Annotated in this window: 25 protein-coding genes; 22 read left to right on the forward strand and 3 right to left on the reverse strand. The window is 46.6% G+C overall.

What is annotated here, in order from left to right; translation table 11 throughout:
* Positions 1 to 154: 154 nt before the first annotated feature.
* The 3 genes from M3636_RS02410 (at position 155) to M3636_RS02420 (ending at position 5,438) form a co-directional block, all read left to right on the forward strand.
* Entirely contained in the window at positions 155 to 1,339 is a 1,185-nt protein-coding gene (locus M3636_RS02410; RefSeq protein WP_251381197.1) for an exonuclease SbcCD subunit D, read from the forward strand.
* Positions 1,336 to 4,755, forward strand: coding sequence for an SbcC/MukB-like Walker B domain-containing protein (locus M3636_RS02415; RefSeq protein ID WP_251381198.1), 3,420 nt, complete (start codon positions 1,336 to 1,338; stop codon positions 4,753 to 4,755). Before M3636_RS02410 ends, M3636_RS02415 begins: the two co-directional genes overlap by 4 nt.
* A 338-nt stretch (positions 4,756 to 5,093) precedes the next feature.
* Positions 5,094 to 5,438, forward strand: a complete 345-nt coding sequence (locus M3636_RS02420; RefSeq protein WP_251381200.1) for a hypothetical protein — start codon at positions 5,094 to 5,096, stop codon at positions 5,436 to 5,438.
* 264 nt (positions 5,439 to 5,702) lie between these two features.
* Here the strand turns inward: M3636_RS02420 and M3636_RS02425 are convergent, their stop codons facing one another.
* The 3 genes from M3636_RS02425 to M3636_RS02435 are packed head-to-tail and all read right to left on the reverse strand — an operon-like array spanning position 5,703 to position 8,407.
* Positions 5,703 to 6,836, reverse strand: coding sequence for a bifunctional cystathionine gamma-lyase/homocysteine desulfhydrase (locus tag M3636_RS02425; protein WP_251381202.1), 1,134 nt, complete (start codon positions 6,834 to 6,836; stop codon positions 5,703 to 5,705).
* A 1-nt stretch (position 6,837) separates the two neighbouring features.
* Complete coding sequence (locus M3636_RS02430) at positions 6,838 to 7,761, reverse strand: PLP-dependent cysteine synthase family protein (protein WP_251381204.1); 924 nt, start codon at positions 7,759 to 7,761, stop codon at positions 6,838 to 6,840.
* 1 nt (position 7,762) lies between these two features.
* Positions 7,763 to 8,407: a class I SAM-dependent DNA methyltransferase gene (locus M3636_RS02435; protein WP_251381206.1), complete on the reverse strand. Its 645-nt coding sequence runs from the start codon at positions 8,405 to 8,407 to the stop codon at positions 7,763 to 7,765.
* A gap of 229 nt (positions 8,408 to 8,636) precedes the next feature.
* On the opposite strand from M3636_RS02435, the gene M3636_RS02440 reads away from it, so the two are divergent.
* The 19 genes from M3636_RS02440 (at position 8,637) to M3636_RS02530 (ending at position 25,913) form a co-directional block, all read left to right on the forward strand.
* Complete coding sequence (locus M3636_RS02440) at positions 8,637 to 8,996, forward strand: histidine triad nucleotide-binding protein (protein ID WP_128102906.1); 360 nt, start codon at positions 8,637 to 8,639, stop codon at positions 8,994 to 8,996.
* A 186-nt stretch (positions 8,997 to 9,182) separates the two neighbouring features.
* Positions 9,183 to 9,356 carry a 30S ribosomal protein S21 gene (gene rpsU / locus M3636_RS02445; RefSeq protein WP_005547957.1) on the forward strand — a complete coding sequence of 58 codons (174 nt, stop codon included), beginning with the start codon at positions 9,183 to 9,185 and terminating at the stop codon, positions 9,354 to 9,356.
* Between the two features lie 15 nt (positions 9,357 to 9,371).
* Entirely contained in the window at positions 9,372 to 9,815 is a 444-nt protein-coding gene (locus M3636_RS02450; RefSeq protein WP_128102905.1) for a GatB/YqeY domain-containing protein, read from the forward strand.
* A 367-nt stretch (positions 9,816 to 10,182) separates the two neighbouring features.
* The gene (locus M3636_RS02455) at positions 10,183 to 11,523 is read left to right on the forward strand and encodes an NfeD family protein (RefSeq protein ID WP_128104537.1); all 1,341 of its coding nucleotides are present in this window, start codon (positions 10,183 to 10,185) and stop codon (positions 11,521 to 11,523) included.
* A gap of 162 nt (positions 11,524 to 11,685) precedes the next feature.
* Positions 11,686 to 12,696, forward strand: coding sequence for a flotillin-like protein FloA (gene floA, locus M3636_RS02460; protein ID WP_164848750.1), 1,011 nt, complete (start codon positions 11,686 to 11,688; stop codon positions 12,694 to 12,696).
* A gap of 13 nt (positions 12,697 to 12,709) precedes the next feature.
* Entirely contained in the window at positions 12,710 to 13,327 is a 618-nt protein-coding gene (locus M3636_RS02465) for a hypothetical protein (protein ID WP_128102903.1), read from the forward strand.
* Between the two features lie 178 nt (positions 13,328 to 13,505).
* A complete protein-coding gene (gene yqfC / locus M3636_RS02470) occupies positions 13,506 to 13,799 on the forward strand; it encodes a sporulation protein YqfC (RefSeq protein ID WP_128102902.1) in 294 nt (97 codons plus the stop codon).
* Positions 13,796 to 14,989 (forward strand): sporulation protein YqfD, encoded by a 1,194-nt coding sequence (yqfD, locus tag M3636_RS02475; protein ID WP_128102901.1) that lies wholly within the window; start codon positions 13,796 to 13,798, stop codon positions 14,987 to 14,989. The genes yqfC and yqfD overlap by 4 nt, the downstream gene beginning before the upstream one ends.
* 6 nt (positions 14,990 to 14,995) lie before the next feature.
* Positions 14,996 to 15,967 (forward strand): PhoH family protein, encoded by a 972-nt coding sequence (locus tag M3636_RS02480; protein ID WP_128102900.1) that lies wholly within the window; start codon positions 14,996 to 14,998, stop codon positions 15,965 to 15,967.
* 16 nt (positions 15,968 to 15,983) lie between these two features.
* On the forward strand, positions 15,984 to 18,233 hold the full coding sequence (locus M3636_RS02485; protein ID WP_128102899.1) for an HD family phosphohydrolase: 2,250 nt from the start codon (positions 15,984 to 15,986) through the stop codon (positions 18,231 to 18,233).
* 43 nt (positions 18,234 to 18,276) lie between these two features.
* On the forward strand, positions 18,277 to 18,774 hold the full coding sequence (gene ybeY, locus M3636_RS02490) for an rRNA maturation RNase YbeY (protein WP_128102898.1): 498 nt from the start codon (positions 18,277 to 18,279) through the stop codon (positions 18,772 to 18,774).
* Positions 18,774 to 19,145 carry a diacylglycerol kinase family protein gene (locus M3636_RS02495; protein ID WP_128102897.1) on the forward strand — a complete coding sequence of 124 codons (372 nt, stop codon included), beginning with the start codon at positions 18,774 to 18,776 and terminating at the stop codon, positions 19,143 to 19,145. Before ybeY ends, M3636_RS02495 begins: the two co-directional genes overlap by 1 nt.
* A 68-nt stretch (positions 19,146 to 19,213) precedes the next feature.
* On the forward strand, positions 19,214 to 19,627 hold the full coding sequence (locus M3636_RS02500; RefSeq protein WP_128102896.1) for a cytidine deaminase: 414 nt from the start codon (positions 19,214 to 19,216) through the stop codon (positions 19,625 to 19,627).
* A gap of 39 nt (positions 19,628 to 19,666) precedes the next feature.
* Positions 19,667 to 20,566, forward strand: coding sequence for a GTPase Era (era, locus tag M3636_RS02505; protein ID WP_128102895.1), 900 nt, complete (start codon positions 19,667 to 19,669; stop codon positions 20,564 to 20,566).
* Between the two features lie 104 nt (positions 20,567 to 20,670).
* Positions 20,671 to 20,811: a YqzL family protein gene (locus M3636_RS02510; RefSeq protein WP_251381207.1), complete on the forward strand. Its 141-nt coding sequence runs from the start codon at positions 20,671 to 20,673 to the stop codon at positions 20,809 to 20,811.
* A 33-nt stretch (positions 20,812 to 20,844) separates the two neighbouring features.
* Positions 20,845 to 21,597 (forward strand): DNA repair protein RecO, encoded by a 753-nt coding sequence (recO, locus tag M3636_RS02515; protein WP_128102893.1) that lies wholly within the window; start codon positions 20,845 to 20,847, stop codon positions 21,595 to 21,597.
* Between the two features lie 399 nt (positions 21,598 to 21,996).
* Positions 21,997 to 22,884, forward strand: coding sequence for a glycine--tRNA ligase subunit alpha (gene glyQ, locus M3636_RS02520; RefSeq protein WP_128102892.1), 888 nt, complete (start codon positions 21,997 to 21,999; stop codon positions 22,882 to 22,884).
* Positions 22,877 to 24,952, forward strand: coding sequence for a glycine--tRNA ligase subunit beta (gene glyS / locus M3636_RS02525; RefSeq protein ID WP_128102891.1), 2,076 nt, complete (start codon positions 22,877 to 22,879; stop codon positions 24,950 to 24,952). The genes glyQ and glyS overlap by 8 nt, the downstream gene beginning before the upstream one ends.
* Before the next feature lie 493 nt (positions 24,953 to 25,445).
* Positions 25,446 to 25,913: a YaiI/YqxD family protein gene (locus tag M3636_RS02530; RefSeq protein WP_397349601.1), complete on the forward strand. Its 468-nt coding sequence runs from the start codon at positions 25,446 to 25,448 to the stop codon at positions 25,911 to 25,913.
* Positions 25,914 to 25,938 lie beyond the last annotated feature (25 nt).

Genomic DNA, 25,938 nt, shown 5'->3' on the forward strand with positions numbered 1-25,938 from the left:
GCTAACTTAATCAGGACGAGATATAGATTAAAAGGGGTTATTTATTTTGTCTATATCTCGTTACATACATCATGTTTAGTGAGTTATGAGATGGATTTTATGGATAGTAGGGCAGTATTTTTGAAATGTTCTTGGGAGAGGGGATGAGCGGACAATGCGTATTTTGCATACAGGAGACTGGCATTTGGGGAAAACACTCGAAGGTCGGAGCCGTCTGCGGGAACAGGAAGACTTTATTGATGAGCTTGTTAAACTGGCAGACGATCAGCAGGCTGATGCTATTTTAATGGCTGGTGATGTGTATGATTCAGTGAACCCTCCAGCTTCTGCAGAGCAGTTATTCTATGAGGCAGCTGCAAGGCTTACCGAGCGGGGCAGACCGCTTGTGGTCATCGCGGGAAACCATGATCAGCCTGAACGGGTTGCATCGGTTACGCCACTTGTAAATAGACAGGGGATCACGCTTGTAGGAATGCCTACTTCGGAAGCAGTGACCATTCATGCAAAGCGTACAGGTGAAACGGCTAACATTGCTGCATTACCTTATCCGTCTGAAGCTAGATTAAACGAACTGCTGACAACGGATGGGGATGAGAATGTACTTCGTCAAGCTTACAGCCGGCGTGTAGGGATGCTGATGCAGCATTTGGCGGCATCATTCCGACCAGATACAGTGAATCTAGCCATGAGTCATATCTATGTGCTTGGCGGCGTAGAAAGTGATTCCGAACGTCCCATTCAGGTTGGTGGTGCCTACACGGTGGATCCTTCAGCTCTGTCTATAGGGGCACAATATACAGCACTCGGACATCTACATCGTGCTCAGGCGGTAAAGGGAGACGGAATTATTCGTTATAGCGGTTCGCCATTAGCCTACAGCTTCTCGGAAGCCGGACAGAGTAAATCAGTGACGATGGTAGATCTAGCACCCGGTGGTGTTCCACATGTGGAAGAAGTGCTTTTAACCTGTGGTCGTCCCCTTGTTCGCTGGAAGGCACGAGGAGGTCTTGCAGAGGTACATCGTTGGTTAGAGGAAGGACGAGATGCCCAGGCCTTTGTCGATATGGAAGTATGGCTAGAGGATGCGATGTCGTTAAAAGAAATTCAGCAGCTTCGAAGATCCCATGACGGTATCATTCATATCCGTCCGGTGTATCCCGAGATGGCTGCCGCGGGTCTGTTAGAGCAACGCTCAGAGCTGCCTGTGCATGAATTGTTCCGGAAATTCTACCAGCGGCAGACCGGTGGTGCAGAGCCTGAAGAGAAGCTTGTACAGCTATTCCTGGAGCTTGTCGATGAGGATGAGCCAGGTGTTCGTGAGGAGGCTGAGGCGAAATGAAGCCTATTTCATTAAAAGTGGCTGGTCTACAGAGTTATCGTGACACGCAGGAAATTGATTTTACCGTGCTGACAGAGACAGGGTTATTCGGTATTTTTGGGCCTACAGGAAGTGGGAAATCCTCGTTGCTTGATGCCATTACCTTAGCGATGTACGGAAAAGTAGAACGTGCGGTGAATGGTACGCAGGGCATTATGAATCATGCTGAGGACGCATTATCGGTTGCATTTACGTTTGAATTATCATCTGCGGAAGGCACGCGTAGATTCCGTGTGGAGCGGCGGTTCAAACGCAATAATGAAGTATCTGTAAGCAATACCGTTAGTAAATTTATTGAGACCATTGACGGGGAAGATCATGTACTCGCGGATAAATTAGCCGAGGTTAACCGCTCTGTCGAGGATGTGATCGGGCTCAAAATGGATGATTTTACACGTGCGGTTGTCCTTCCACAAGGAAAGTTTGCTGAATTTCTGTCCTTGAAGGGCAGCGAGCGACGTCAGATGCTGCAGCGGCTTTTTCATCTGGAGAAATACGGAGATCAGCTAGCTATCAAGTTGAGCAGACGAGTGAAGAACAATGACATGGTTCATCAATCCCTTGTTGCGGAGCAGCAAGGATTAGGCAATGCAAGTAAAGAGACGCTTGAGGAGACGGCTCGGCTTCTTCAAGAGGCGGTCCGTGCGGCGGCCTCGTCCCGTAAAGCGTTAGAAGAGGCCACGAAGGAAGCCGAACAGCTGGGCAAAATTCGTGAATGGAGTCAGGAGCGTCAGTCTCGCTTAGAGGAACAGCGGAAGTTGAACGCACAAGATGCACGCATTGTTGAAGGCGAAGAACGTTTGAAGCAAGCTAGTGCAGCTGATGTGATTCTGCCTGCACTACAAACGATGCGTGAAGCTATGGCAGAGCACCACTTGCGCCAGCAGCTAGCTGAGACTGCTCATCAGCAAGCGATAGAACATGAGAAACTGTCTGTTCTCGAAGCGGAAAAGGCAGAGGCTACCCGATTGCAATTGTCTGAGGAAGAGCCCAAATTGATGCTGCGCCTGGAGCAATTGGAACAGGCAAAAGAATTGCAAAAGGAACGTGACGGGCTTAGGGAGGATGCTTCACGTCTGAAGCAATTACTTGAGCAAGGTCAAGCAGAGCAGACGGTTGTAGGTCAACAATTGGAGAAAGAGCAAGAGCTGCAACAGCGTGGACGTAAACGGCGGGAAGAATTACAGGAGAGCTTGAAACCGAACGAAGTCAAAGCTGATGAGCGGAGACAGCTACAGTTTGCATTGGAGCTCCAGCACCGGATGGATACAGCTGCAGAGCAGTTACGTCAGAACAAGGTGGAGCTGGAGGCGAGCCAGCAATCAGCTACACAGGGAGCCAATAAGCTGGAGGCGATCACGGAAGAGGAGAGTCGCCTGAGCATAAAGCGTGAGCAATTGATTGGGCAGGCGGCTGCAGGTTTTGAAGCCTTGCTTGCATGCGAGCAGGACATCGGACGCGAGCAGCGCATGCTGGCTGGGGCGGAGGAACAGCTTCGGGGTGCGATGCGTGAGCAGGAGCTGCACCGGCTCTCCTCCGCCTTGCGCGCCGAGCTGCGCGATGGCGAGCCTTGCCCGGTGTGCGGCTCCGCACACCACCAGCTCCCGGCTGCGCCGGCGGGAGAAGGTCCGCACGCAGACGATGCGGACCTGGAACTGCTGCGCAGCCTGCACGCGGAGCTGCAGGAGCTGCGCTTCGGGCTGCGCCAGCAGCTGCACGAACGTCGCAGCCTGCTGACGCAGCTTGGCGCAGCGGCCGGCGAAGCTCCGTCCGCAGCCGAGGCCGCGCCTGCGGCAGCGGAGCCCGAGCCCGCCGAGTCGCCCGTTCACGGGCGCTCCCCGGCGGACTGGGCAGCGCGTGCCGCCGCGCTGCGCGAAGCCGCGCGGACGCTGGCTGACGCCGCAGCGCCGCTGCAAGCGGAGGCCGCTGCGTTGCAGCAGGCGGCCTCAGGCGCACAGCAGCGCCGCATGGAGGCGGCTGCTGCGCAGGAAGCCGGCCGTGCCGGGCTCGCCCAGGCGGAGCGCAAGCTGGCCGAGAGCGAGGCGACAGCGACAGCGCTGCGCGATCGCTGGGTCGCGGAACTGCCTGACATCGCCCCGGAGCAGGCCAAGGCCTTAGTTCAGGCGATGCAGGAGCGCGATGCACGCGCCGAGGACATCAAGGAACGTCTGAACAAAAGCGTGACGTTCCTTGAGGAGAAGCAAGAGATCGTTCAAACACTTCAGCGTAAGCTGGTTGAATTGGATAAACAATTAATCCAGTGGCAGACGGAGTGGCAGGGCAACAGTAAACAACTTGCCGAGAAGGAAGAACGGTTACGGCAATGGGTTGGTGAACAACGAGTAGAAGACCTGATTGCTGCTGCGCAGGCTCAGCTGAATCGATTAAGAACTTCTGCAACAGAAGCAGCACAGCGTTACAAGGAAGCAGATATTCTGAAACAAGAGTCAGCGAAGAAAGACGTTATTGCTCATCAGGCAGCTGCCTCTGCTGGCGAGCATCTGCAGCAGGCGCAAGGGCGCTGGAAGCAACTGCTGGAGCAATCGCCATTCACTTCGGAGGAGGCTGTAATGCAGGCAGCCATCGCTTCCGAGGAGGCAGAACGACTAGCTGCGGCCATCCAGCAACACCGCGAACAGGAACGTGAGCTGGCGTCCCAATTACGAGAACTGGAGCAGAAACTTGCGGGAGCTGAGGTGTCTGAAGAGCAGTGGATGGCATGCACGGAACAGTTACGGCAGAGAAGGACTGAGGATGAAGCGGCACTTAGCGCCAAAGCTCGGACTGAGCGGGATTTGGAAGATGTTCAGCAACGTCACGTACGCTGGACTGAACTGGAGAACAAGCGAGTGGACGTTAGCCGAGAAGGCGAGCTGCTAAGTAAATTGCAATCGGCTTTCCGCGGGAACGCATTCGTAGAATATATTGCTGAAGAGCAACTGATGCAGGTTAGCCAGGCAGCATCCCAGCGATTACGCTTCTTGACCAAACAGCGATATTCGCTTGAAGTCGATTCTGGTGGTGGATTTGTCATCTGTGACGATGCAAACGGTGGGGTGAAACGCCCGGTGTCCACCTTGTCGGGTGGCGAGACCTTCTTAACCTCGCTGTCGCTAGCATTGGCGTTGTCCGCACAGATTCAGCTTCGTGGGCAGTACCCACTGCAGTTCTTTTTCCTGGATGAAGGGTTCGGCACACTTGATCCTGAACTGTTAGACACGGTGATAACCTCGCTGGAAAAATTACATGACGACCGCCTGGCCGTTGGTGTGATTAGCCACGTGCCTGAACTGCGGGCTCGTCTAGCACGTAAGTTGGTTGTCATTCCGGCAAGTGAGGCTGGTGGCGGCTCCAGAGTTATGCTGGAAACATTGTAGTGGTGGTGTACCCGGCTGGAGAAATTTCCACATCGCTATGCTACATTTTCGATCCTCCTGCACCCATGCTTAATTCATTTTGACTACAGAGTGAGTTACATCACAGATACAGGTTCATCGCATTGTTATACTACAGTTAAGCCGACAAACTTGATGTAAGTACCCCGGCGGACGTTTGATCAGGAATGATCCTGAATAGACGTCCGCAAGCAGTGACTTCCGCTAGGAAGCTCACACGGGGTGCTTCTTTTTTTTACCTGTTCTTGCAGTGTCAATTCGCCCAGAGCTGAATACGATGAAAGGGTGATGATGAGCAATGATCAGGGAGGCGTTAAGAAGTGGAGAAGGTAGAAGCGAAGAAGATCTGTAAAGAGCACATGCATCGGTATGTATGTGTGCAGATGCAGGATGGTAGTCACTATGACGGGATTATGGAAAATGTGGATGATGACATGATCTATCTGGCTGTTCCCGTTGGACCGGAAGCAGCGATGAATCAAGCGAACTGGGCACCGAATGCAATGCCTGGAGCGAACTATCCAATAGCACATGCGCGTGGATTTTACCCAGGCTACGGTTATCATACACCATATCCTTATTATGGATACGGGCGCAGACGTTTTAATCGGCTCGTACTCCCGCTGTTTGCCCTTACTGCATTGACCTTGTTACCGTACTACTAAGCCGAGAAGTTAGCATAGATCTGTCATAAAGTTTCTTTTCATATCTGATGTGTGAGCTCTGATTGAGCACATAGATGTAGTGTTTGCATTGCGCTGACATAACTCGAAGTGATCAGTACTTATGTCCTTAACTTAACACGAGGGTTATTTTGGGCAGTTGGGGAACCCCGATGCTACAGAATAGAAAAACTTCAAAAAATCATGCCTCACAGAAGTTCTCTTCTGAAGCGGCATGATTTCTTTATTTTACAATATAAATTGGATTCATTTTAAGGCAGAACTCAGATCCTCGATTAAATCTTGGACATCCTCAATGCCAATCGAGATGCGTATCAACCCGTCCGTAATCCCCAATTCTTGACGACGTTCATATGGAATGGAAGCATGTGTCATCCGCGCAGGTACAGAAATTAAACTTTCTACCGCACCCAGGCTCTCAGCCAAGGTGAAATAACGGACTTTACTCAATACTTCATCGACTTTTGCGGCACTGCCTACGTCAAAAGACACCATCCCGCCAAACCCTCTTGCCTGGGTAGAAGCGAGAGTGTGCTGAGGATGATCGGACAATCCTGGGTAATAGACCTTGCTCACGGCAGGATGTTGGTTCAGAAAGTCAACAATTTGCTCGGCGTTGCGTTCCTGCGCTTCCATACGCAATCCTAATGTTTTGAGTCCACGCATCAATAACCACGAATCCATCGGTCCTAAGACTGCGCCAATTGCGTTTTGCAAGAAATGTAGATCTTCACCAAGCTGTTCACTGTTCACGACGGCAAGTCCTGCAACAACATCACTATGACCACCAATATACTTCGTGGCTGAATGTAACACAATATCCGCACCGAGAGCGAGAGGGGTTTGCCAATACGGTGTACTAAAGGTGTTATCCACGATGAATAACAGTTCGTTAGCTTTAGACCATTTCGATACAGTAGCAATATCAGTCACTTTAAGTAGGGGGTTTGTTGGTGTCTCAACATAAATAGCCTTCGTATTCGGTTGAAGAGCTTGTTCCAGTGCTTGCAGCGAGGTTGTGTCCACGAAGGTGGATTCGATTCCTAGGCGGTGGAGCACTTTGGTGAAAATGCGATAAGTCCCACCGTACACATCATCTGTTAGAATAACGTGATCACCACTTTTCAACAGAGACATTACGGCATGAATGGCAGCCATTCCTGAACTGAACGCGAAGCCCCGAACGCCGTCTTCCAGCTCTTTAATCACTTCTTCCAAGGCATGACGAGTCGGATTGCCCGTGCGTGAATACTCATAGCCTTTGTGCACACCAACGGCTTCTTGTTCATACGTGCTTACTTGATAGATCGGCACACTCACGGCTCCCGTATGAGGATCACCAACAATTCCAGCATGAATTAACTTTGTTTTTTGTCTCATTTTATTGTCCTCCATTATAGATGTTTTGGCTTAAATAACGCTCACTGCTATCCGGGAAAATAACGACGATGTTACTTCCGGGCAGGGCGTGATGCGCTTCATTTAATGCAGCCTGCATAGCTGCTCCGGAAGAACTTCCTACCAGCAAACCTTCCAAGATTGCCAGATCCTTAACCCGATCAAAGGCGTCCTCATCTGAAATGGTATGAATAGCATCAAAGTAACTTACATCCATAAATGAAGATAATGCTTCGACCCCGATACCTTCTGTGCGATGTGATCCCGGTGAACCACCAGCAAGGATTGAGCCTTCGGGCTCTACAATGCAGGTCTTAATGGAAGGATTCTGTTCCTTCAAGAAGCGTGATCCGCCCATAAAAGTTCCGCCAGACCCGGCTCCAGCGACATATATATCTACTTTTCCATTCAGATCACGCCAAATCTCAGGACCCAAGTGTTCATAATGAGCTTTGGGATTATCCTCATTAGAGAACTGTGCTGGAATGTAGGAACCCGGTATCTCGGTTGCTAGTGTTTCTGCTCTGCGGATTGCACCCATCATTCCCTCTGATGTCGGTGTATTGATGACCGTAGCACCCAGTGCACGCATCAATTGCTGCTTCTCCACACTGAACTTCTCAGGAACTGTGAAAATAACGTTTAAGTTCAGGCCTACCGCGGCCATCGCAAGACCAATGCCGGTATTACCTGCGGTAGCTTCTATGATCGTCCCCCCTGACTTAACATCTCCCCGTGCCAAGGCTTGCTCCAACAAAAACTTGCCGATCCGGTCTTTTACACTACCTCCAGGATTCATGAATTCCAACTTGGCATACAAACGCACTCCCTGAGGTAAGGGATAACGAGATAATTCAAGCAAAGGCGTATTGCCTATAAGTTCTTGTACATGTTGATAAACAGTCACATTAACCAATCTCCTTTTGTGCACTCATTAACCATACATATTTATTCAAGCGGGAGAAGTTTGTTCTAAAACCATGCTTCGATAATATGGGGTGTAGTACCTCAATCGTTGTATAATACTCCGTCCGTAGATCGGTGAGCAGTCCCGAATAGCCCTGAGATGCCACTTCTTCTTCAATCTGGCGCCGACTGTCCTGATTTTGAAAGATCGTGTCCGCAAATACGATTTTCCCATGAGGCTGCAGCAGCTTGGCGTATATTGAAATCGCTTGTTCCTTCTCTGCATCTGTTAGATGATGAAAGGCATACGTGCTCACGATGGCATCAATGGGTTCAGTCAACGGAGGGAAGTCCAGAAAGTCACCTTCAAACAATTGAAAATTTATTTTTCGTCGTTGAACCTGTTGAATCATACCTTGTGAAGGCTCTACTCCATATACCTTATGACCTGCTGCCACTAGTTTTTCGGTGAGATTTCCCGTCCCTACGCCAAATTCCAAAATCGTACCATGTACCTCGGAGACTACAGAATGCAGAATTTTCTCATAATCTTCGAACACTTCCTGATACTGCCCGTTGTGTCCTGTTACGGTTAGATCATAGTTATTAGACCATTGGTCAAATAAAGGAACAAACTCTCTGCCCATTACCTAAATATCCTCCTTGGTAACGCTCGAAATAAAAGCAACTATATCAATGGGGATTATATACTATAAATGTGTAAATTAAAAGAAAAATATGGAATTTTATGGCTTTAAAACAGTAATCCTGTATCTCTGTACTTGAGTGATCATTTCATGAAATTGGACGTTGCTCGGCACATCCGGTATGATAGGAAAGGTATACATAATTGCTGTTTAAAGGAGGGTATGAACAATGGATTGCTTGTTTTGCAAAATTGTAGAGGGCAGCATTCCCTCCAACAAGGTGCTGGAGAATGACCATGTTGTCGTCTTCCATGACATACAGCCCGCTGCGCCAACACATGTGTTAGTGATTCCTAAGAAACATATTGCTTCCATGAATGAAGTAACGGCAGAGGATCTGCCCTTAATTGGACAAGTGCATTTGGCTGCACAGGAAGCTGCAAAACGCTTAGGCATTGACGAGTCTGGTTACCGACTGATCAATAACTGTGGTAAGGATGGCGAGCAAACGGTGCATCATTTGCATTATCACCTGCTTGGAGGCACAAGACTCGGAGCTTTGACTAGCCTATCTGATTCGCACAAATAAACAGTTGAAATGCTTAAAATCAACTTTTATTGTTTGCACTATCTAACGATGGAAAGCATCGATGTTGTTTGAATTAAACGACTATTTTACGTTGAGGTTGACACGTTTATTACCTTTCGCCTATAATGAAAGGTGATGAACCGTGTTATTGCTCTTGGACGGTCTGGTCGGAGGGAGGGAAAACTGGTGTCTGAAACTAAAGTTCGCAAAAACGAGACTATTGATGCTGCACTTCGTCGCTTTAAACGTTCCATCGCTAAAGATGGCGTCTTGGCTGAGGTGAAGAAACGTAAGCATTATGAGAAGCCAAGCGTGAAGCGCAAGAAAAAGTCCGAGGCTGCTCGTAAGAGAAAGTTTTAGGAGGATTTTAACTACATGAATCTTAGCGAACGATTGAACGAAGATATGAAGCAAGCGATGAGGAGCAAGGACAAGTTCAAGCTCTCCACCATTCGGTTGATTCGTTCGACGATCAAGAATCTTGAAATAGATTTGAAAAGAGATTTGGATGACAACGAAGTGCTTGATATCCTAAGTCGTGAAATCAAACAGCGCAAAGATGCCCTCCAAGAATTTGAAAAATTGGGCCGTGAAGACCTCGCGGCAAATGCAAAAGCGGAAATTGATATAATCGGTCAATACCTTCCCGAACAGCTTACCGAAGAAGAAATTAAAGTTATTGTACAGCAGACCATCCAGGAAACCGGTGCTTCTTCGAAAGCCGAGATGGGGAAAGTTATGGCGGCCCTTATGCCGAAAGTCAAAGGCAAAGCGGACGGCAAGCTGGTTAACCAAGCAGTTCAACAATTTCTGCAATAAAGCAATCAATAAACACTTCCTGACTTGTCAGGGAGTGTTTTTTCCTTTGTTAATACCTCTTTAGTGAAAGACTCTTAGTGAAGCACTCTTAGTGAAACACTATAAGCGAGCATGTTGGCTTTTTGAAGCAGGAATAAATTTATGTTTTACAGCGTTGGACAAATGGTGAATAAATGCGTTACTTTTTTCTTTAAATTGGATATTGAACATGATATTGGATTATAAATGTTGCAATTGTCGCAAGATTCAAATATAATTTTAAGATTTTGAAACGAAATGCTGATTGGTACGTAATAACAACCATAAGCTGGACAGTATAACAATTAAGGAAAAGGGGGGATTATTGGTGAAGGGAAAGCACCGGAAGATGCTTACGGGGCCATTCATGCTCTTGATGCTGCTGACGCTGTTGCTTCCTGTTTGGATTGGATCGCCTTCAGCACATGCGGCTGAGAAGAGCGGCGCCGTATACATTATTCCGGTTGACAAACCAATCGAGCAGGGGCTTGGCAAATTTATGGAGCGCGGCTTCAAAGAAGCTGAGAGCATGAACGCTGGCCTGATTGTTCTGGATATTAATACGCCGGGAGGACGTGTTGATACTGCGGAAGCACTGGGAATCTTGATCAAAGATAGCCCGATTGAAACCTTAGCTTTTGTGCGCGGTGACGCTGCTTCTGCAGGTAGTTTTTTGGCCTTGAATGCGGATAAGATCGTAATGTCGCCAGGAAGCATGATTGGTGCGGCAGCGATGGTGGACAGTACGGGTAAACATGTAGATGATCCAAAACTCGTTGCCTTTTGGAAAAGTAAAATGCAAGGAGCGGCTGAAAAAAGTGGTCGCGATGGCAAAATTGCCGCTGGAATGACGGACGTTAATATGGTCGTAGAAATGCCAGAGATTAATAAAACCAAGCAAAAAGGTGAAATTATTGCACTCTCGGCAGAAGAAGCTTTAAAAGTTGGATACGCAGACCATATTAGTAACACTCCAGAAGAGGCGGCTGCCTGGTTAGGATACAGTCAGGATGATGTGTTCAAAGTGGAAAGAACCACAGCTGAGAACATCTCTACATTCCTTACGAACCCTGTGGTTATGACTGTGCTCTTATTCCTCGGTATTGCAGGGGTGATCATTGAGTTGATCGTTCCTGGCTTCGGAGTACCTGGTATTGTTGGTATTGTATGTTTTGTACTTTATTTCTCCGGAAACTATATTGCTGGTTTTGCCGGAGCAGAGACATGGGTATTATTCACTGTTGGCCTCATCATGATGATTCTTGAGATGTTTATACCGAGCTTCGGAATACTGGGTATTCTCGGATCTATCGCACTCGTTGCTGGTGTTGTGCGAGCAGCGTACGACACAAGCGATGCGTTTGTATCACTCGGTATTGCCTTTGGAGCTGCGCTCGTAGTTATCGCGATCGTTGTCATTCTGTTTAAGGATAAGGGCATCTGGAATCGATTCATATTGAGTGAGAAGCTGTCTGCTGATCGTGGGTTCTCCTCAGCGACAGAACGCAAGGAACTGATTGGAATGCAAGGAATCAGCCTTACTCCGCTTCGTCCGTCTGGAACCGCCATGTTGAATGGGGAGCGGGTCGATGTTGTATCAGATGGTGATTTTATTCCTATTGATACACCGATTATCGTCATTAAGGCAGAAGGTACTCGTATTGTAGTGCAACAAGCTCTACCTGTGTAACCTTCTTCATTGCCGGAGCCGATGAGGTCTTCGGCAACGTACATATCCATTCTGTGAGGCTGTTGCCAGAGTGGGGGATCAAAATAAACAGCAGATTTAACTCAGGTTTGTTATGCTGTATATTGGTACAAAATTTAAAATGCAAATGGAGGAATTTTGACTATGGAACCAACCTTGATTACGGTTTTGCTAATTGCGGTAGTTGCGATTATCGTGCTTAGCGTATTCTTCAGCTTTTTCCCGGTTATGCTCTGGATCTCAGCCATTGCATCCGGTGTGCGTGTCGGAATTATTACACTGGTAGCTATGAGATTGAGACGTGTAACACCTAGTCGGATCGTAAACCCGTTGATCAAAGCAACAAAGGCGGGACTAGGATTGAATATCAACCAATTGGAAAGTCACTTCCTTGCTGGTGGTAACGTAGACCGCGTTGTTAATGCCTTGATTGCTGCACAACGTGCAAACATTCCATTGGAGTTTGAACGTGCTGCTGCAATCGATCTTGCGGGTCGTGACGTATTGCAAGCCGTGCAAATGAGCGTTAACCCTCGTGTAATCGAGACACCAATTGTATCCGCTGTAGCGAAAGATGGTATCGAAGTTAAAGTTAGAGCGCGTGTTACGGTACGTGCAAACATTGATCGCCTCGTCGGTGGTGCTGGTGAAGAGACAATCATTGCCCGTGTCGGCGAAGGTATCGTAAGTACGAACGGTTCTTCCAATTCCCACAAAGACGTATTGGAAAATCCAGATTTGATCTCTCGTACGGTGTTGTCTAAAGGTTTGGATGCAGGTACGGCTTTTGAAATCCTGTCCATTGATATCGCAGACGTAGATGTAGGTAAAAACATTGGTGCATTCTTGCAAACGGAACAAGCAGAGGCGGATAAGCGTATTGCCCAAGCAAAAGCCGAAGAGCGTCGTGCAATGGCCGTAGCCCAAGAGCAAGAGATGAAAGCACGCGTTGTAGAGATGAGAGCACGTGTAGTTGAATCTGAGTCCCAAGTACCTTTGGCAATGTCTGAAGCACTTCGTAGTGGTAAAATCGGTGTTATGGACTACATGAACCTGAAAAATATTGAAGCAGATACTCAAATGCGTAACACATTAGGAAAACCTGGTGAAGGCTCCAATTCCAATGATCAGGGTGATTCCAAAAACGGAAGATAGGCGGTGAATACACATGAGCCTATTAGATTGGGTATTTGACAATCTTTACATTGTAGCGGTTGTTGGATTTATGCTGTTTTCATTCCTGGGAAAAGCCGCCAAGTCCGCTGATCCGAACAAAAAGCGACCGAGCAACGGGATGCCTACCTTTGGTGGAAGTGGTGACTCTGATCGAAATGGACGTTCTTCTGAAGACACGAGAACGCAATCCACAGGACCCTCTAATCAGGGAGATACTCGTTATGATGAGCAATACGATGATCGTTATGATGATAGAAGGTATGACGAGGAAACGTATGATGATCGTTATGAACCCATGTATTCTGAGCCTGCGTCAAGTTCTAGACAATCCGATGAATACAGCGGCCAGAGCACGGTAAGTGCGATGAGCAGTTCTCTTGAAGAGCAGATGAAGCAGATGGAACAGCAACAACGTGAAATACAAGAGCGTTTGAATCGTATTTCATCAGCCAATACTCCAGTTGTCTCTGATTCCAGTTGGGATGAAACCACAGGTGAATCTGGGCAGTCTCTGCTTCGCAGAGAAGATATTCGTACGGGTGTTTTATGGGCTGAAGTGTTGGGTTCCCCACGTTCCAAACAACCATTTGGGACTCGGGGTAAACTGTAATAATCTTAAAAATGAATGAGGAAAGGGTCGTCTCTGGTGAGTGTTAGAGCCAGATGACGGCTCTTTTTTTGTTTTTATAATACTTTTATCTGTTTCGAACTCATCCTTTACCATAGTTCTCATATATTCAGGCTTAACCGCATAAGTTGAATTGTAGAGGAAGGGGGAAGACCTTCGAATGACTCGAATTAGCCGCAAGCTGCGCAGATGGACTAGTGAGGTACTGGATCTGCCGCAGGATGTGCTTTACGATATGCCACGGTTAACCCTGATTGGCAATAAGCAATTGTATATAGAGAATCATCGAGGTGTCATCCATTTTACACCTGACCGCATCGTGCTTGCTCTATCCCAAGGCGAACTGGAGATTAAAGGAGCCGAACTGATGATCCGAAATATTTTACCGGATGAGGTAGCTGTGGAGGGCAAGATTTTAGATATTCATATGAATGGAGCGGAGGGAAACGAATGAAGCAGCCCAGTCTGTACAAACTGCGTGGAGCGGTCCGAATCACGGTTACTGGGGGAGACATTGAAGGGTTAATTAACTTGCTGGCAGTGCAGGGACTGGAAGTTTGGAACCTGCGTGCCAGAGATGGGCGCCGGGCAGATATGAATATTTTGCTGCCGCATTTCTTCAAGTTGCGTCCGTTACTGAAACGGACAGGCTGCAAAGTGAAGGTGACTCATCGCAGAGGATTCCCGTTTTTTGTTGCCCGACTATGGAAAAGAAAATTTTTCCTTGGTGGAATGTTATTTTTTGTGGCAGCATTATTTGCGTTAACGTCTATGGTCTGGAATGTGGAAGTGAAGGGCAATGTGAAGATTCCAACAGATGAAATTCTTACAGCTGCCAAAAAAGAGGGGTTATATCCTTTTCAATGGTCATTTCGTCTTCCTAGCCAGGACAAGCTCTCCAAACAGCTCGCATTGACGTTGCCGGATGTAACATGGGTTGGTGTAACCAAAGAAGGTACCAACGTCACCATTCAGGTTGTAGAGTCGGCACAACCGAAGCGAGAGCCTTTAATGAACCCTAGACATCTAGTAAGTAAATCCGACGCAGTAGTTACTCAGATTTACGCGGAGCAGGGGCGGCCGGTTGTGCAGGAAAACATGCGTGTAAAAAAGGGACAAGTGTTGATCTCAGGCATCTTAGGGGATGAAGAAAATACAGAAACAGTGGTGGCCAAAGGTGATATTCGTGGCTTGGTGTGGCGTGAATATCAAGTTGAAGTGCCGCTTACCCAAAAGCTCAATACGATGACTGGTGAGAGCAAAGAGCGATTTTATATTGTGCTGGGGAAATGGGCGGTACAGCTATGGGGATATGGTAAGATTCCTTTCAACTCGTATGAAACATCCAGCAACCATGATCCACTCACATGGAGATCCTTTACTCTTCCTATGGGGTGGTTAACAGAGACAGATAGAGAAACCCGTGCACATGAAGTTCAGCAGAGTGTAGAATGGGCTAGAAGCAAAGGGTTGGAAGGGGCTAGAAACGATATTATCGCTAAAAATGGGAAAGAAACTAAAATTATAAGTGAAAAAATTTTGCATGAGAAGAAAGAGAATGGTAAAGTTTATATGAAAGTATTATTTGAAGTAGAAGAAAGTATTGCGGAGGAACTTCCGCTAGTCCATAGTCAAGGAGAATGAGGCTATTTGTCAGAACAAACACGCAGCATACGAATCTCCCTCCAAAGCGCGGGAGAGGGTCAATCTCTGTTTGGACCCCAAGATATTTTTCTGAAATTAATTGAAGCTGAAATCCCTGCTCAGATCTCATCCCGTGAAGCGGAGATCGTGATCTTCGGGAATGCACAGAACGTAGAATCGCTAGAACAGTTATTTGATGTATTATTGCAATTGGTTCGTAACGGATATGTGTTAACGGAGAGGGATGTTAAATACGCGATTGAGCTAGCGAAGGAACTGCGTGCAGACCAGCTTCTTGACCTGTTCAAGGGTGAGATTACAACGACCTATCGAGGCAAGCCGATCCGGGTAAAAACGATTGGACAGAAGCACTATGTAACTACGATTAAGAAACGGGACGTTGTATTCGGTATTGGTCCTGCAGGTACAGGAAAAACCTATCTCGCGGTTGTGCTCGCCGTGGCAGCACTCAAGGAAGGTAGTGTAAAGCGGATTGTACTTACAAGACCTGCGGTTGAGGCTGGTGAAAGCCTAGGCTTCCTCCCGGGCGATTTGCAAGAGAAGGTAGATCCTTACTTACGTCCACTGTACGATGCATTATATGATGTGATGGGACAAGAGCAGACGGCAAAAGCGCTAGAGCGAGGGCTGATAGAAATTGCACCTTTGGCATACATGCGTGGACGTACGCTGGATGATTCATTCATTATTTTGGATGAAGCCCAGAACACAACGCCTGAACAAATGAAAATGTTTTTGACCCGTCTTGGTTTTGGTTCCAAAATGGTCATTACCGGCGATGTTACACAAATTGATTTACCCCGCGGCAAGAAGTCTGGATTAGTGGAAGCCAAAACGATACTGAATGAAGTGGAAGAAATCGGATTTGTGTTCTTTGCAGAGCAAGATGTTGTAAGACACTCTCTCGTTCAGAAAATTATCGTTGCATACAACCACGCCGCAGAAAATCAAGAATAGAAAGGGATTGTCTAAGGTGACCTCTAAGGAACTGTCAAAAGGCAAATCTTTTCAGAATAGAGCTACAGGATGGAAGTATAGCGTGTGGGCACGCTATCTTCTGTTTTTGTTTCTGGTGATTCTCTTCTTCGTAAGTCTAGCTCCCAAGCTGCTTCCTGAGCGATATGATATTCAGGAAGGGACACGCAGTGAAGTGGATATTGCTGCACCTATGCAGATTCCAAACAATAAAGCTACGCTAAAAGCGCAAGAAGAAGCCGCCGAACGTGTGCAGCCTATTTATCAAATTGTGCAGATGCGCAATGAGAATCTGATGACGACATTACTTGATCGTATTGACCGATTGAATCAGGATGATCAGATATCAAGTCAAGATAAGATTGACATTTACCGGGAAGAAATTCCGCAGCGACAGAAGGATTTTGTGTCCAATTTTATCAACAACAACCGGAAATCAGGTACATACTCCGAAACGTTACTGGAAGAAATCAGAAATGTAGTACAGGAGCAAAGCTACCGAATCCCGGAAGAGACATATATCAAAATATCTCGTCTCACTTCAGATGATATTCAGGAGATGAAACCTGTTGCGAGGGACATTGTCTCTAGACTGATGACGGATCAGATCAGTGATGCAACAACGGCTCGTGCCAAAGTCGCCGAGATGGTTAGTGTAAGCTCGCTTAGCAAACGTACACAGCGTGAGGTTGTGCAGGAGCTGGGACGACTTGTTCTGACATCAAATCGTTTCTACGATGAAGAGGGGACAAAAGAGGCGAAGGTACAGGCTCGTGAGAACACGCAAACCGTGTTTATCAAGCAAGGAGACACCCTAGTTGCCAAGGGGGAAATAATTACCCCAGAGATGTATGCACTGCTGGATGAGAATGATTTGTTGAAAAATGAAGTGAATTATTGGCCGCAAGTTGGATTGCTCATGCTGTCCTGTCTGTTGTCTGCGGCGATTCTCATGTATATTCAGCAATGTAGCGGCACACATTTTAAATACAACAACGCACAGCTGCTAATGCTTGTCCTTATATTCATCATTACGATTGTAGTTATGCATGTGACCGCATTCATCCAGACAAACGAACAGTCGTATGTAGGATTCCTTGCACCAGTTGCTGTAGGAGCGATGCTGATTGCTTTGCTGCTGGATACTTCACTTGCTTTTGTATGTTCCATAATCATTGGCATGCTCTCAAGTATCATTCTTAATACGCATCAGGGTCAGATTTTTGACTTCGAATTTGGTTTCTTCGCTGTATTGGTTTCCTTTGTTGCTATTTTTGCAACCCATAAGGCTAGTCAGCGCTCAACGATCTTAAAGGGTGCCATTATGGTATGTCTCTTTGGCTCCATTGCTGTCTTCACACTCGCTTTAATCGATACAGGTGACTGGAACCGTACAACGACATTGTATGGTATAGGTTTCGCCTTTGCTGGTGGTGTGTTAACCGCTATACTTGTCATTGGGCTTATGCCATTCTTTGAAACATCGTTTGGCATCTTGTCTGCTCTCAAACTTGTAGAGTTATCCAATCCAAACCATCCGTTATTACGTAAGCTGTTGACCGAAACGCCTGGTACGTATCATCATAGCGTCATGGTGGGCAACCTGTCAGAGGCTGCGGCCGAAGCTATTGGAGCTAATGGGCTACTCTGCCGCGTTGGATCGTATTATCATGATATCGGAAAGACGAAGCGACCTATTTATTTTATCGAAAACCAAAATAATATGGAAAATCCCCATGATTCCATCGATCCAAAGCTGAGTAAGTCGATCATCGTTGCTCATGCTAGAGATGGAGTGGAAATGCAGAAGGATTACAAGCTGCCAAGACCGATTCGCGATATAGCGGAACAGCATCATGGGACAACATTCCTTCACTTCTTCTACCATAAGGCATTAAGACAGGCTGAAGAAGCGGGGATCGAACCTGATTTTACGGAAGAGGATTTCCGTTATCCAGGGCCGAAAGCTCAATCCAAAGAGTCTGCCATTGTGGGTATAGCAGATAGTGTGGAAGCGGCTGTTCGTTCGCTGCGTAAACCGACGGTAGAGCAAGTGGAGTCCATGATTGAGAAGATTATCAAAGGTAGATTGGACGACCATCAGTTTAATGATTGTGATCTAACGATGCGGGAACTTGATATTGTTGCCAAAACTCTGAAAGAAACGGTAATGGGCATTTTCCACTCCCGGATCGAATATCCAGAGGAAATGAAGAAACCGAAACCTACTTCACCCGAAGCAGGTTAATTGATAAAACCTCTAATAATCAGTAGACAGGAGTTATGAAAGAATGAGTCTTAACCTGGCATGGAATAATGAACAACAGGATAAAGAAATTACAGAGCCTATGATCGCAATGTTGGAGCAGCTGCTCAACCTTGCAGGGGAAGCCGAAGGTGTTGCTGAAGGAGAAGTAGCTCTAACGTTTGTAGATGATGAGCAGATCCATGAGTTGAACCGCGATTATCGTGGTATCGACCGTCCAACCGATGTATTATCATTTGCCATGAATGAGACGGTGGATGAAGAACTGGATATCATTTATGAGTTGGACGAAGATGAGGAAATGGAAGAAATGCCAGATGTGCTGGGCGACATTATCATCTCCGTTCCTCGTACGATTCTGCAAAGTGAGGAGTACGGACATTCCTTTGAACGCGAATTAGGGTTTCTATTTGTTCATGGATTTTTACACCTGCTCGGTTATGACCATCAGGATGAGGCCAGTGAGGCTGAGATGATGGGTAAGCAGGAAGCAGTATTGGCTCAGGCCGGGTTGACACGATAATGAAGCGGCGCTCCTGGGGTCTGGTGTTCCGCAATGCAGCGGAAGGAATCGCATACGGCTTCCGAACTCAGAGGAATGTAAGAGTCCATACAGGAGTAGCCCTCATCATGTGTGTAGCCGGATTTTTTTTCGGGATTTCCAGAACAGATTGGATGTTTGTTTTGACAGCTATTTTTTTGGTACTGGTGACCGAATTAATGAACACTGCTGTGGAAGCTGCGGTTGATCTCGCACATCCGCATATTCACCCGCTTGCCAAAGCGGCAAAAGACACCGCGGCTGGAGCAGTACTTCTGGCTGCGGTATTCGCTGTCATCATTGGATGTGTTGTATTCCTCAAGCCAGTACTGAGCTGGTTAGGGTTGTATTAATTTTTTTGATGTAGTTGAATTTAATTTATAGAGCGCAGCTTTATATGACCTAAGGGAGAGAATTTAGTATGGATAACGGACTGCTGATGCAAGAAGCGATTAAGGCGCGTACCAAAGCGTACATTCCTTATTCGCATTTTGGTGTAGGCGCGGCATTGCTTGATCAAGAAGGTAATGTGCACCATGGATGTAATATTGAAAATGCAGCGTACACGCCTGGTAATTGTGCTGAACGGACCGCTTTGTTTAGTGCGATTGCTGGTGGGCAGCAGCCGCGAAGCTTCAAAGCCATTGCTATTGTAGGTGACACGGATGATCCGATTGCTCCATGCGGAGTATGTCGTCAAGTGATGTTTGAATTATGCGAACCAGATATGAAGGTTATTCTAGGAAACATGAAAGGTGACCTGCGTGAGACTACGGTTGCCGAATTGATTCCATATGCTTTTGGCCCATCCGATCTGAATTCGTCCCAAAAATAAACCATTACATTCCAGGCCTAGGCGCCTGAGGAGGAACATATGAAAAAACAAGCATTTAAATCCGGTTTTGTAGCCATCGTTGGACGTCCCAATGTCGGGAAATCGACGTTAATGAATCAAGTTATTGGTCAGAAGATTGCCATTATGTCGGACAAGCCGCAAACGACACGTAATAAAATTCATGGTGTATACACTTCTGAACAGCAACAGATCGTCTTTCTAGACACACCTGGTATCCATAAGCGTCAATCCAAGTTGGGTGACTACATGAATCAAACTGCACTGAACACACTTCACGAGGTTGAAGCTGCGCTATTCCTGATTGATGCTTCTGAAGGTATGGGTGGAGGGGATCGTTACATTGCAGAACAGCTAAAAAATGTACGCACTCCAATCATCTTGGTAATGAACAAGATTGATAAAGTTGAACCTGAAGCGTTACTTCCTTTGATTGAGGAATATCGTAAACTTCACGATTTTGCAGAGATTGTTCCTGTATCCGCTAAGCTTGGTAGTAATGTGAATACATTGCTGGAGCAGATCAGCAGATACCTGCCAGAGGGCCCGCAATACTACCCTGAGGATCAGGTGACAGATCACCCGGAGCAATTCGTTTGCGCTGAGCTGATTCGGGAGAAAATTCTGCAAATGACTCGTGAAGAAGTACCGCACTCCATTGCAGTAACGATTGAAGATATGAAGGTGCAGGATAATGGCGTTGTCTACATTTCGGCAGTTATTTTTGTAGAGCGTGATTCGCAAAAAGGGATTATTATCGGCAAGCAAGGTGCCTTGCTCAAAGAAGTCGGTAAACGTGCTAGGCAGGACATTCAGAACCTGTTAGGCTCCAAGATCTTTATGGATCTGTGGGTAAAGGTGAAAAAGGACTGGAGAAATCAGGATCGTGTACTACGTGACCTTGGTTTCGGTCGTGAATAATCCTCCGAGCTGTATCCAGTAATTGCAACGCATAGTTTACCTTGCAAGACTCCATCCTATCTTCTAGATGCACACGTCATTTCCGAAGAGAGGATGAAATTCCGATGCGAGATTTTTCGTGGAAGGTTTTTGCGATGACGGGGGATGTAGAATCCTACTTACTGTATGCGGAAGCATGCAACTCATTGGAGCAAGAGTCGGATCATGCAGGGGAAGTGATTGAAGATGAAGAAGCCGAGCAATGATTGGCGGATTCGGGAATGGTTAGGTGACGAGGCATGCTATACAGGGTGGAAGGGATTGTCATCCGCAGCATGGACTATGGCGAGGGAAACAAAATTATTACGCTTTGCACCGAAAGCGGTGGAAAAGTAGGTGTGCTTGTCCGTGGTGCCAAAAAGCCCAAAAGTCGACACGCTGCACTTGTGCAGCCGTTTACGTTCGGTCAGTACGTTTACTTTCGTAACACGGGCTTGGGAAACTTGAATGCAGGCGAAATTATTGAGTCATACCATGAGCTGCGTGAGGATCTGGTCAAAGCGGCATATGCATCCTATGCGTGTGAGCTGCTTGATCGCGTGCTGCAGGATGAGGAGACAGGTACCTTCTGGTTTAAACAGCTAAAGGCCTGTCTCCAAGCATTAAAGGAAGATAAGGATCCAGTTGTAATGACTAGTTTATACGAAATGAAAATTTTGCAATCGGCTGGTTACGGGCCTGCACTGGATGATTGTATTTCTTGTGGGCAGGAACGACCAGATGAGCAATTGTTCGTGAGCCCTAGACTTGGGGGCGTATTATGCCGTGCATGTAAGCATTTTGATCCGCCTGCCATGTCAGTAAGTCCTAAAGCACTGAAATTGTTGAGATTGTTCGCACAGCTTGATTTGCAACGGCTGGGTAATATATCGGTGAGTGAAGGTACTCGAGCTGAGATCAAAAAAATCATGCGCTCGTTTATGGATCACCAACTAGGCTTAAATTTGAAGTCCCGTTCCTTTCTCGATCAAATGGAGAAGTACGGGATTTGAGTTGTTTGTAGCAGTGCTGAAATACAACTTGACTTCATTCTTATTTTTATATATGATGAACTATAATTTCTCTTTTGGAGACATGCATTGAACGAGAGAGTAGTAGACAGAATTCTATAATTTATGATTGAGGGCATTAGTTCTACGATCATAATAGAGCGAGCCGGGGATGGTGGAAGCCTGGATGAATTGGTCTATGAAAGGGCACTCGGGAGCATGAATGGACACGGAAAAGTGGGCTTAGGTTTACCAGGATATCCTGTATTCCTTGAGCCAAGTAGGGTGGAACCGCGGGAATAGCTCTCGTCCCTACGTCTGGACAACAGGCGTAGGACGGGGGCTTTTTATTGTCTAAACCGTTCTAGGCTTGCCAACAAACCATTGAAAAGGAGCATGATTATGAATTTTCAGCAGATGATTCTAACGCTGCAGCAATTCTGGGCTGGGCACAATTGTATTATTGTTCAGCCGTATGATACGGAAAAAGGGGCAGGTACGATGAACCCAATGACCTTTTTGCGTTCACTTGGACCTGAACCATGGAAAGTAGCTTATGTTGAGCCTTCCCGTCGCCCATCGGATGGACGTTATGGTGAGAACCCAAACCGGCTGTATCAGCATCATCAATTCCAAGTCATTATCAAGCCTTCTCCAGACAATATCCAAGAGATCTACTTGGAGAGCTTGAAACGTCTAGGTATTGATCCGCTCAAACACGATATTCGGTTTGTTGAAGACAACTGGGAGAATCCGTCTCTTGGATGTGCGGGCTTGGGTTGGGAAGTATGGCTAGATGGTATGGAAATCACCCAATTTACGTATTTCCAACAAGTAGGTGGAATCGAGACGAATCCGGTTGCTGTTGAGATTACGTATGGTATGGAGCGACTAGCTTCTTACATTCAAGATAAAGAGAATGTGTTTGATCTGGAATGGGTTGAAGGCATTAGCTATGGCGATGTATTCCGTCAACCAGAATTCGAGCATTCTAAATATACATTTGAAGTATCAGACGTGAAAATGTTATTTACGCTTTTCAACATGCATGAAGAAGAAGCGAATAAAGCAATGGCACAAAACTTGGTATTCCCCGCATATGACTATGTGCTGAAATGTTCACATACGTTCAATCTGCTGGATGCTCGAGGTGCAATCAGCGTAACAGAGCGTACAGGTTACATCACACGTGTTCGTAATCTAGCTCGGCAAGTGGCTGCCACATACATGGAAGAGCGTGAGAAGCTTGGCTTCCCGCTGATTAAGAAAGGGGGAGCTGAGCATGTCTAAGGATCTATTATTTGAAATTGGTCTTGAAGAAGTTCCAGCTCGTTTCATGCGCGGTGCGATCGAGCAGTTACAGGAACGCGTTGTGAAATGGTTGGACGCATCTCGTATCTCTTACGGTGAAGTGAATGCCTATGCAACACCACGTAGATTGGCTGTATTGATTCAAGGCGTCGCAGAGAAGCAAGAGGACGTGGAAGAAGAAGTCAAAGGACCTTCGCGCAAAATTGCATTGGACGAGAGCGGCAACTGGAGCAAAGCGGCTTTAGGATTCGCTCGTAGCCAGGGTGTAGACCCGGAACAATTCACGTTTAAGGAACTTAGTGGCGTGGAGTACATCTATGCAACCAAGAGCAGCAAAGGGGTAGAAACCTCCTCTGTAATTGGTGAAGGCCTGTTGTCTATCCTTCATGCGATGACGTTCCCTAAATTCATGCGCTGGGCAACCTATGATTTCAAGTTTGTACGTCCAATCCGTTGGATTGTTGCTTTGTTCGGCAGTGAAGTCATTGAGATTGAAGTAGCTGGCGTGAAGTCTGGTAATGTTACTCGGGGACATCGCTTCTTGGGCAAAGATACTGTGATCAGCAGTGCTTCTTCTTACGTAGAGACTCTTCGTTCTGAGCATGTCATTGTAGACATCGCTGAACGTGAACAGATGATTGTATCGCAAATTGAAGCGCTAGCTGCTGAAAAAAAATGGAATATTGGAATCAAAGAAGATCTTCTTGAAGAGGTATTGTTCTTAGTTGAGACGCCAACGGTGCTGTTTGGTACATTCGACTCTTCATTCTTGAACATTCCTCAGGATGTTCTGATTACATCCATGAGAGAGCACCAACGTTATTTCCCTGTGCTTGACAGTGAAGGACAATTGCTGCCGTATTTCGTTACGGTTCGTAATGGTGGTGCGGATTCACTTGAGGTCATTGCCAAAGGGAACGAAAAGGTATTGCGTGCAAGACTTTCGGATGCAAAATTCTTCTATGAAGAAGATCAAAAGCTAGAGATCAAAGACGCACTATCTAAGCTGGAAACGATCGTGTTCCAGGAAGAACTAGGTACTGTTGGTGATAAAGTTCGCCGTATTCGCAAAATTGCAGATGCTTTGGCAGCTAAGCTGCAGGTGTCGAATGTTGTTGCGGAATCGGTTAGCCGTGCTGCGGATATCTGTAAGTTCGATCTTGTTACCCTTATGGTTGGTGAGTTCCCAGAATTGCAAGGGGTTATGGGTGAGGATTACGCACGCAAAGCTAACGAAAAAGAAGATGTGGCTAAAGCCGTATTTGAACACTATCAGCCACGTTTTGCTGGAGATCAATCCCCAAGTTCACTGATCGGTGCGATTGTGAGTGCTGCGGACAAAATGGACACGATTGTAGGTTGTTTCTCCATCAACATCATTCCGACAGGTTCTCAAGATCCGTATGCGCTTCGCCGTCAGGCTGCAGGCATCGTGCAGATTTTGCTAGATCATCAGCTTCCATTGACGTTGTCAGACGTATTCGGAGTTGCACTTGAAGTGCACGCTCAGATGAATCTGTTGAAACGTGCAGACGAAGAAATACGTAAAGATTTGCAGGACTTCTTCGGACTTCGTGTGAAAAAATTGCTGTCCGAGACAGTTCGTTACGACGTGGTTGATGCAGTGATCTCTTCCGGCTTCGATGATATTAGTGCGGTAGTTCCTAAGGGTGAAGCGTTGATGTCGGCTGTTCAAACTGGAGATGCGTTCAAAACAACCGTTGAAGCATTCAACCGTGTGGGCAATCTGGCGGCAAAAGCTTCTAATGCGACCGTGCATTCGGAGTTGTTTACAGAAGAAGGGGAGCGCCAATTGCACGAAGCTTGGAGCAAAACGAGCGAAGAGTATCGTCAAGCGTTGTCCAAACATTCGGCTGCCGAGGCTCTAGCGATCGCTTCAGCATGGAAAGAGGGAATTACTGTATTCTTTGATTCCGTTATGGTAATGGCCGAGGATGAAGCTGTACGTGCTAACCGTTTGGCACTCCTTGCGGCAATTGATCGTGATCTGAAACAATTCGCTGATTTCTCCAAATTAGTGTGGTAATCCTTCTTCTGAGCACCACTACAAGGTGGTTCAGAGACAAAGCATAATTTCAGTATTAAAGCGGGATATAACAGGGTATAAATATACGGAACGGGTTGTGAAATTTACTTTAAACACCTGTTCCGTATTTTAGCCTTTGATTTACCTTAACTCGGCAGAAGGATTTCGCCTAACTAAGGTCGTATATAACAATATGCAGTTTATTTTGTGCATTTTGAATCTATACGTGCGTGTTCAAAAAGGTCGGTTTTCAGTACCAAGAAGATGGGATGAAGATAGAAATGGAGTAGCGGAGCGTAGATTAAGCTACGTGAGCAACTACATTGTTTCCGAAGGAAACAAGCTTCGTAAGCCTCCACTTATTTCGGCTGAATCCCATGTTCGATGCTGAGATGCCGCTCGCGCATCCTTCGTAATCAAAAGCGGACTTTTTGAACAACCTCTATACATGATGACAACATGCGAACTATAACTGAAGCTGGGTGGTCTGGGATTGAGTGAGTTGAATGTACGCCACATTGTTGTAGATGGCGATGCTTGCCCGGTTAAGGCCGAGATTGCGGAAACGGCTCGTCGTTTCAAAATTCCTGTGCTGCTGGTTTCTTCTTTTGACCATCTGCTTCAAGGTGGAGAAGGGGTTCGCACGGTTCAGGTAGATCGTAGTGACCAAAGCGCTGACCTATATATTGCGAATCATATTAAGCCTTGCGATGTGGTCATTACACAGGATTATGGTTTGGCTGCGCTCGCTTTAGGCAAGCGTTGTTATGTTTTATCATTTCGTGGTCGTGAGTTTAACGATCGTGACATTGATTTCATGCTTGATTCCCGCCACACTGCGGCTAAAGCACGAAAAAGAGGTCACTATGGGAAAGGGCCAAAGCCTTTCACAGAGCAGGATCGTGAAATATTTCAACATAAACTGACAAAACTTTTAAAAGATTTGCAGGAGAATGTGTAAGTTTAGCGAATTATATTTACGTGCT

Origin of the sequence: Paenibacillus sp. MER 99-2 (genome assembly GCF_023714095.1) — a bacterium.
Classification (GTDB): Bacteria; Bacillota; Bacilli; order Paenibacillales; family Paenibacillaceae; genus Paenibacillus.

Coding starts and splice junctions, on each gene's coding strand:
- floA (WP_164848750.1), top strand. CDS start 11,686: ATGGAACCAACCTTGATTACGGTTTTGCTAATTGCGGTAGTTGCGATT.
- M3636_RS02455 (WP_128104537.1), top strand. CDS start 10,183: ATGCTTACGGGGCCATTCATGCTCTTGATGCTGCTGACGCTGTTGCTT.
- M3636_RS02410 (WP_251381197.1), top strand. CDS start 155: ATGCGTATTTTGCATACAGGAGACTGGCATTTGGGGAAAACACTCGAA.
- glyQ (WP_128102892.1), top strand. CDS start 21,997: ATGAATTTTCAGCAGATGATTCTAACGCTGCAGCAATTCTGGGCTGGG.
- M3636_RS02435 (WP_251381206.1), bottom strand. CDS start 8,407: ATGGGCAGAGAGTTTGTTCCTTTATTTGACCAATGGTCTAATAACTAT.
- ybeY (WP_128102898.1), top strand. CDS start 18,277: ATGAGTCTTAACCTGGCATGGAATAATGAACAACAGGATAAAGAAATT.
- yqfC (WP_128102902.1), top strand. CDS start 13,506: ATGACTCGAATTAGCCGCAAGCTGCGCAGATGGACTAGTGAGGTACTG.
- M3636_RS02440 (WP_128102906.1), top strand. CDS start 8,637: ATGGATTGCTTGTTTTGCAAAATTGTAGAGGGCAGCATTCCCTCCAAC.
- glyS (WP_128102891.1), top strand. CDS start 22,877: ATGTCTAAGGATCTATTATTTGAAATTGGTCTTGAAGAAGTTCCAGCT.
- M3636_RS02450 (WP_128102905.1), top strand. CDS start 9,372: ATGAATCTTAGCGAACGATTGAACGAAGATATGAAGCAAGCGATGAGG.
- yqfD (WP_128102901.1), top strand. CDS start 13,796: ATGAAGCAGCCCAGTCTGTACAAACTGCGTGGAGCGGTCCGAATCACG.
- M3636_RS02465 (WP_128102903.1), top strand. CDS start 12,710: ATGAGCCTATTAGATTGGGTATTTGACAATCTTTACATTGTAGCGGTT.
- M3636_RS02495 (WP_128102897.1), top strand. CDS start 18,774: ATGAAGCGGCGCTCCTGGGGTCTGGTGTTCCGCAATGCAGCGGAAGGA.
- M3636_RS02425 (WP_251381202.1), bottom strand. CDS start 6,836: ATGAGACAAAAAACAAAGTTAATTCATGCTGGAATTGTTGGTGATCCT.
- recO (WP_128102893.1), top strand. CDS start 20,845: ATGCTATACAGGGTGGAAGGGATTGTCATCCGCAGCATGGACTATGGC.
- M3636_RS02510 (WP_251381207.1), top strand. CDS start 20,671: ATGCGAGATTTTTCGTGGAAGGTTTTTGCGATGACGGGGGATGTAGAA.
- era (WP_128102895.1), top strand. CDS start 19,667: ATGAAAAAACAAGCATTTAAATCCGGTTTTGTAGCCATCGTTGGACGT.
- M3636_RS02415 (WP_251381198.1), top strand. CDS start 1,336: ATGAAGCCTATTTCATTAAAAGTGGCTGGTCTACAGAGTTATCGTGAC.
- M3636_RS02500 (WP_128102896.1), top strand. CDS start 19,214: ATGGATAACGGACTGCTGATGCAAGAAGCGATTAAGGCGCGTACCAAA.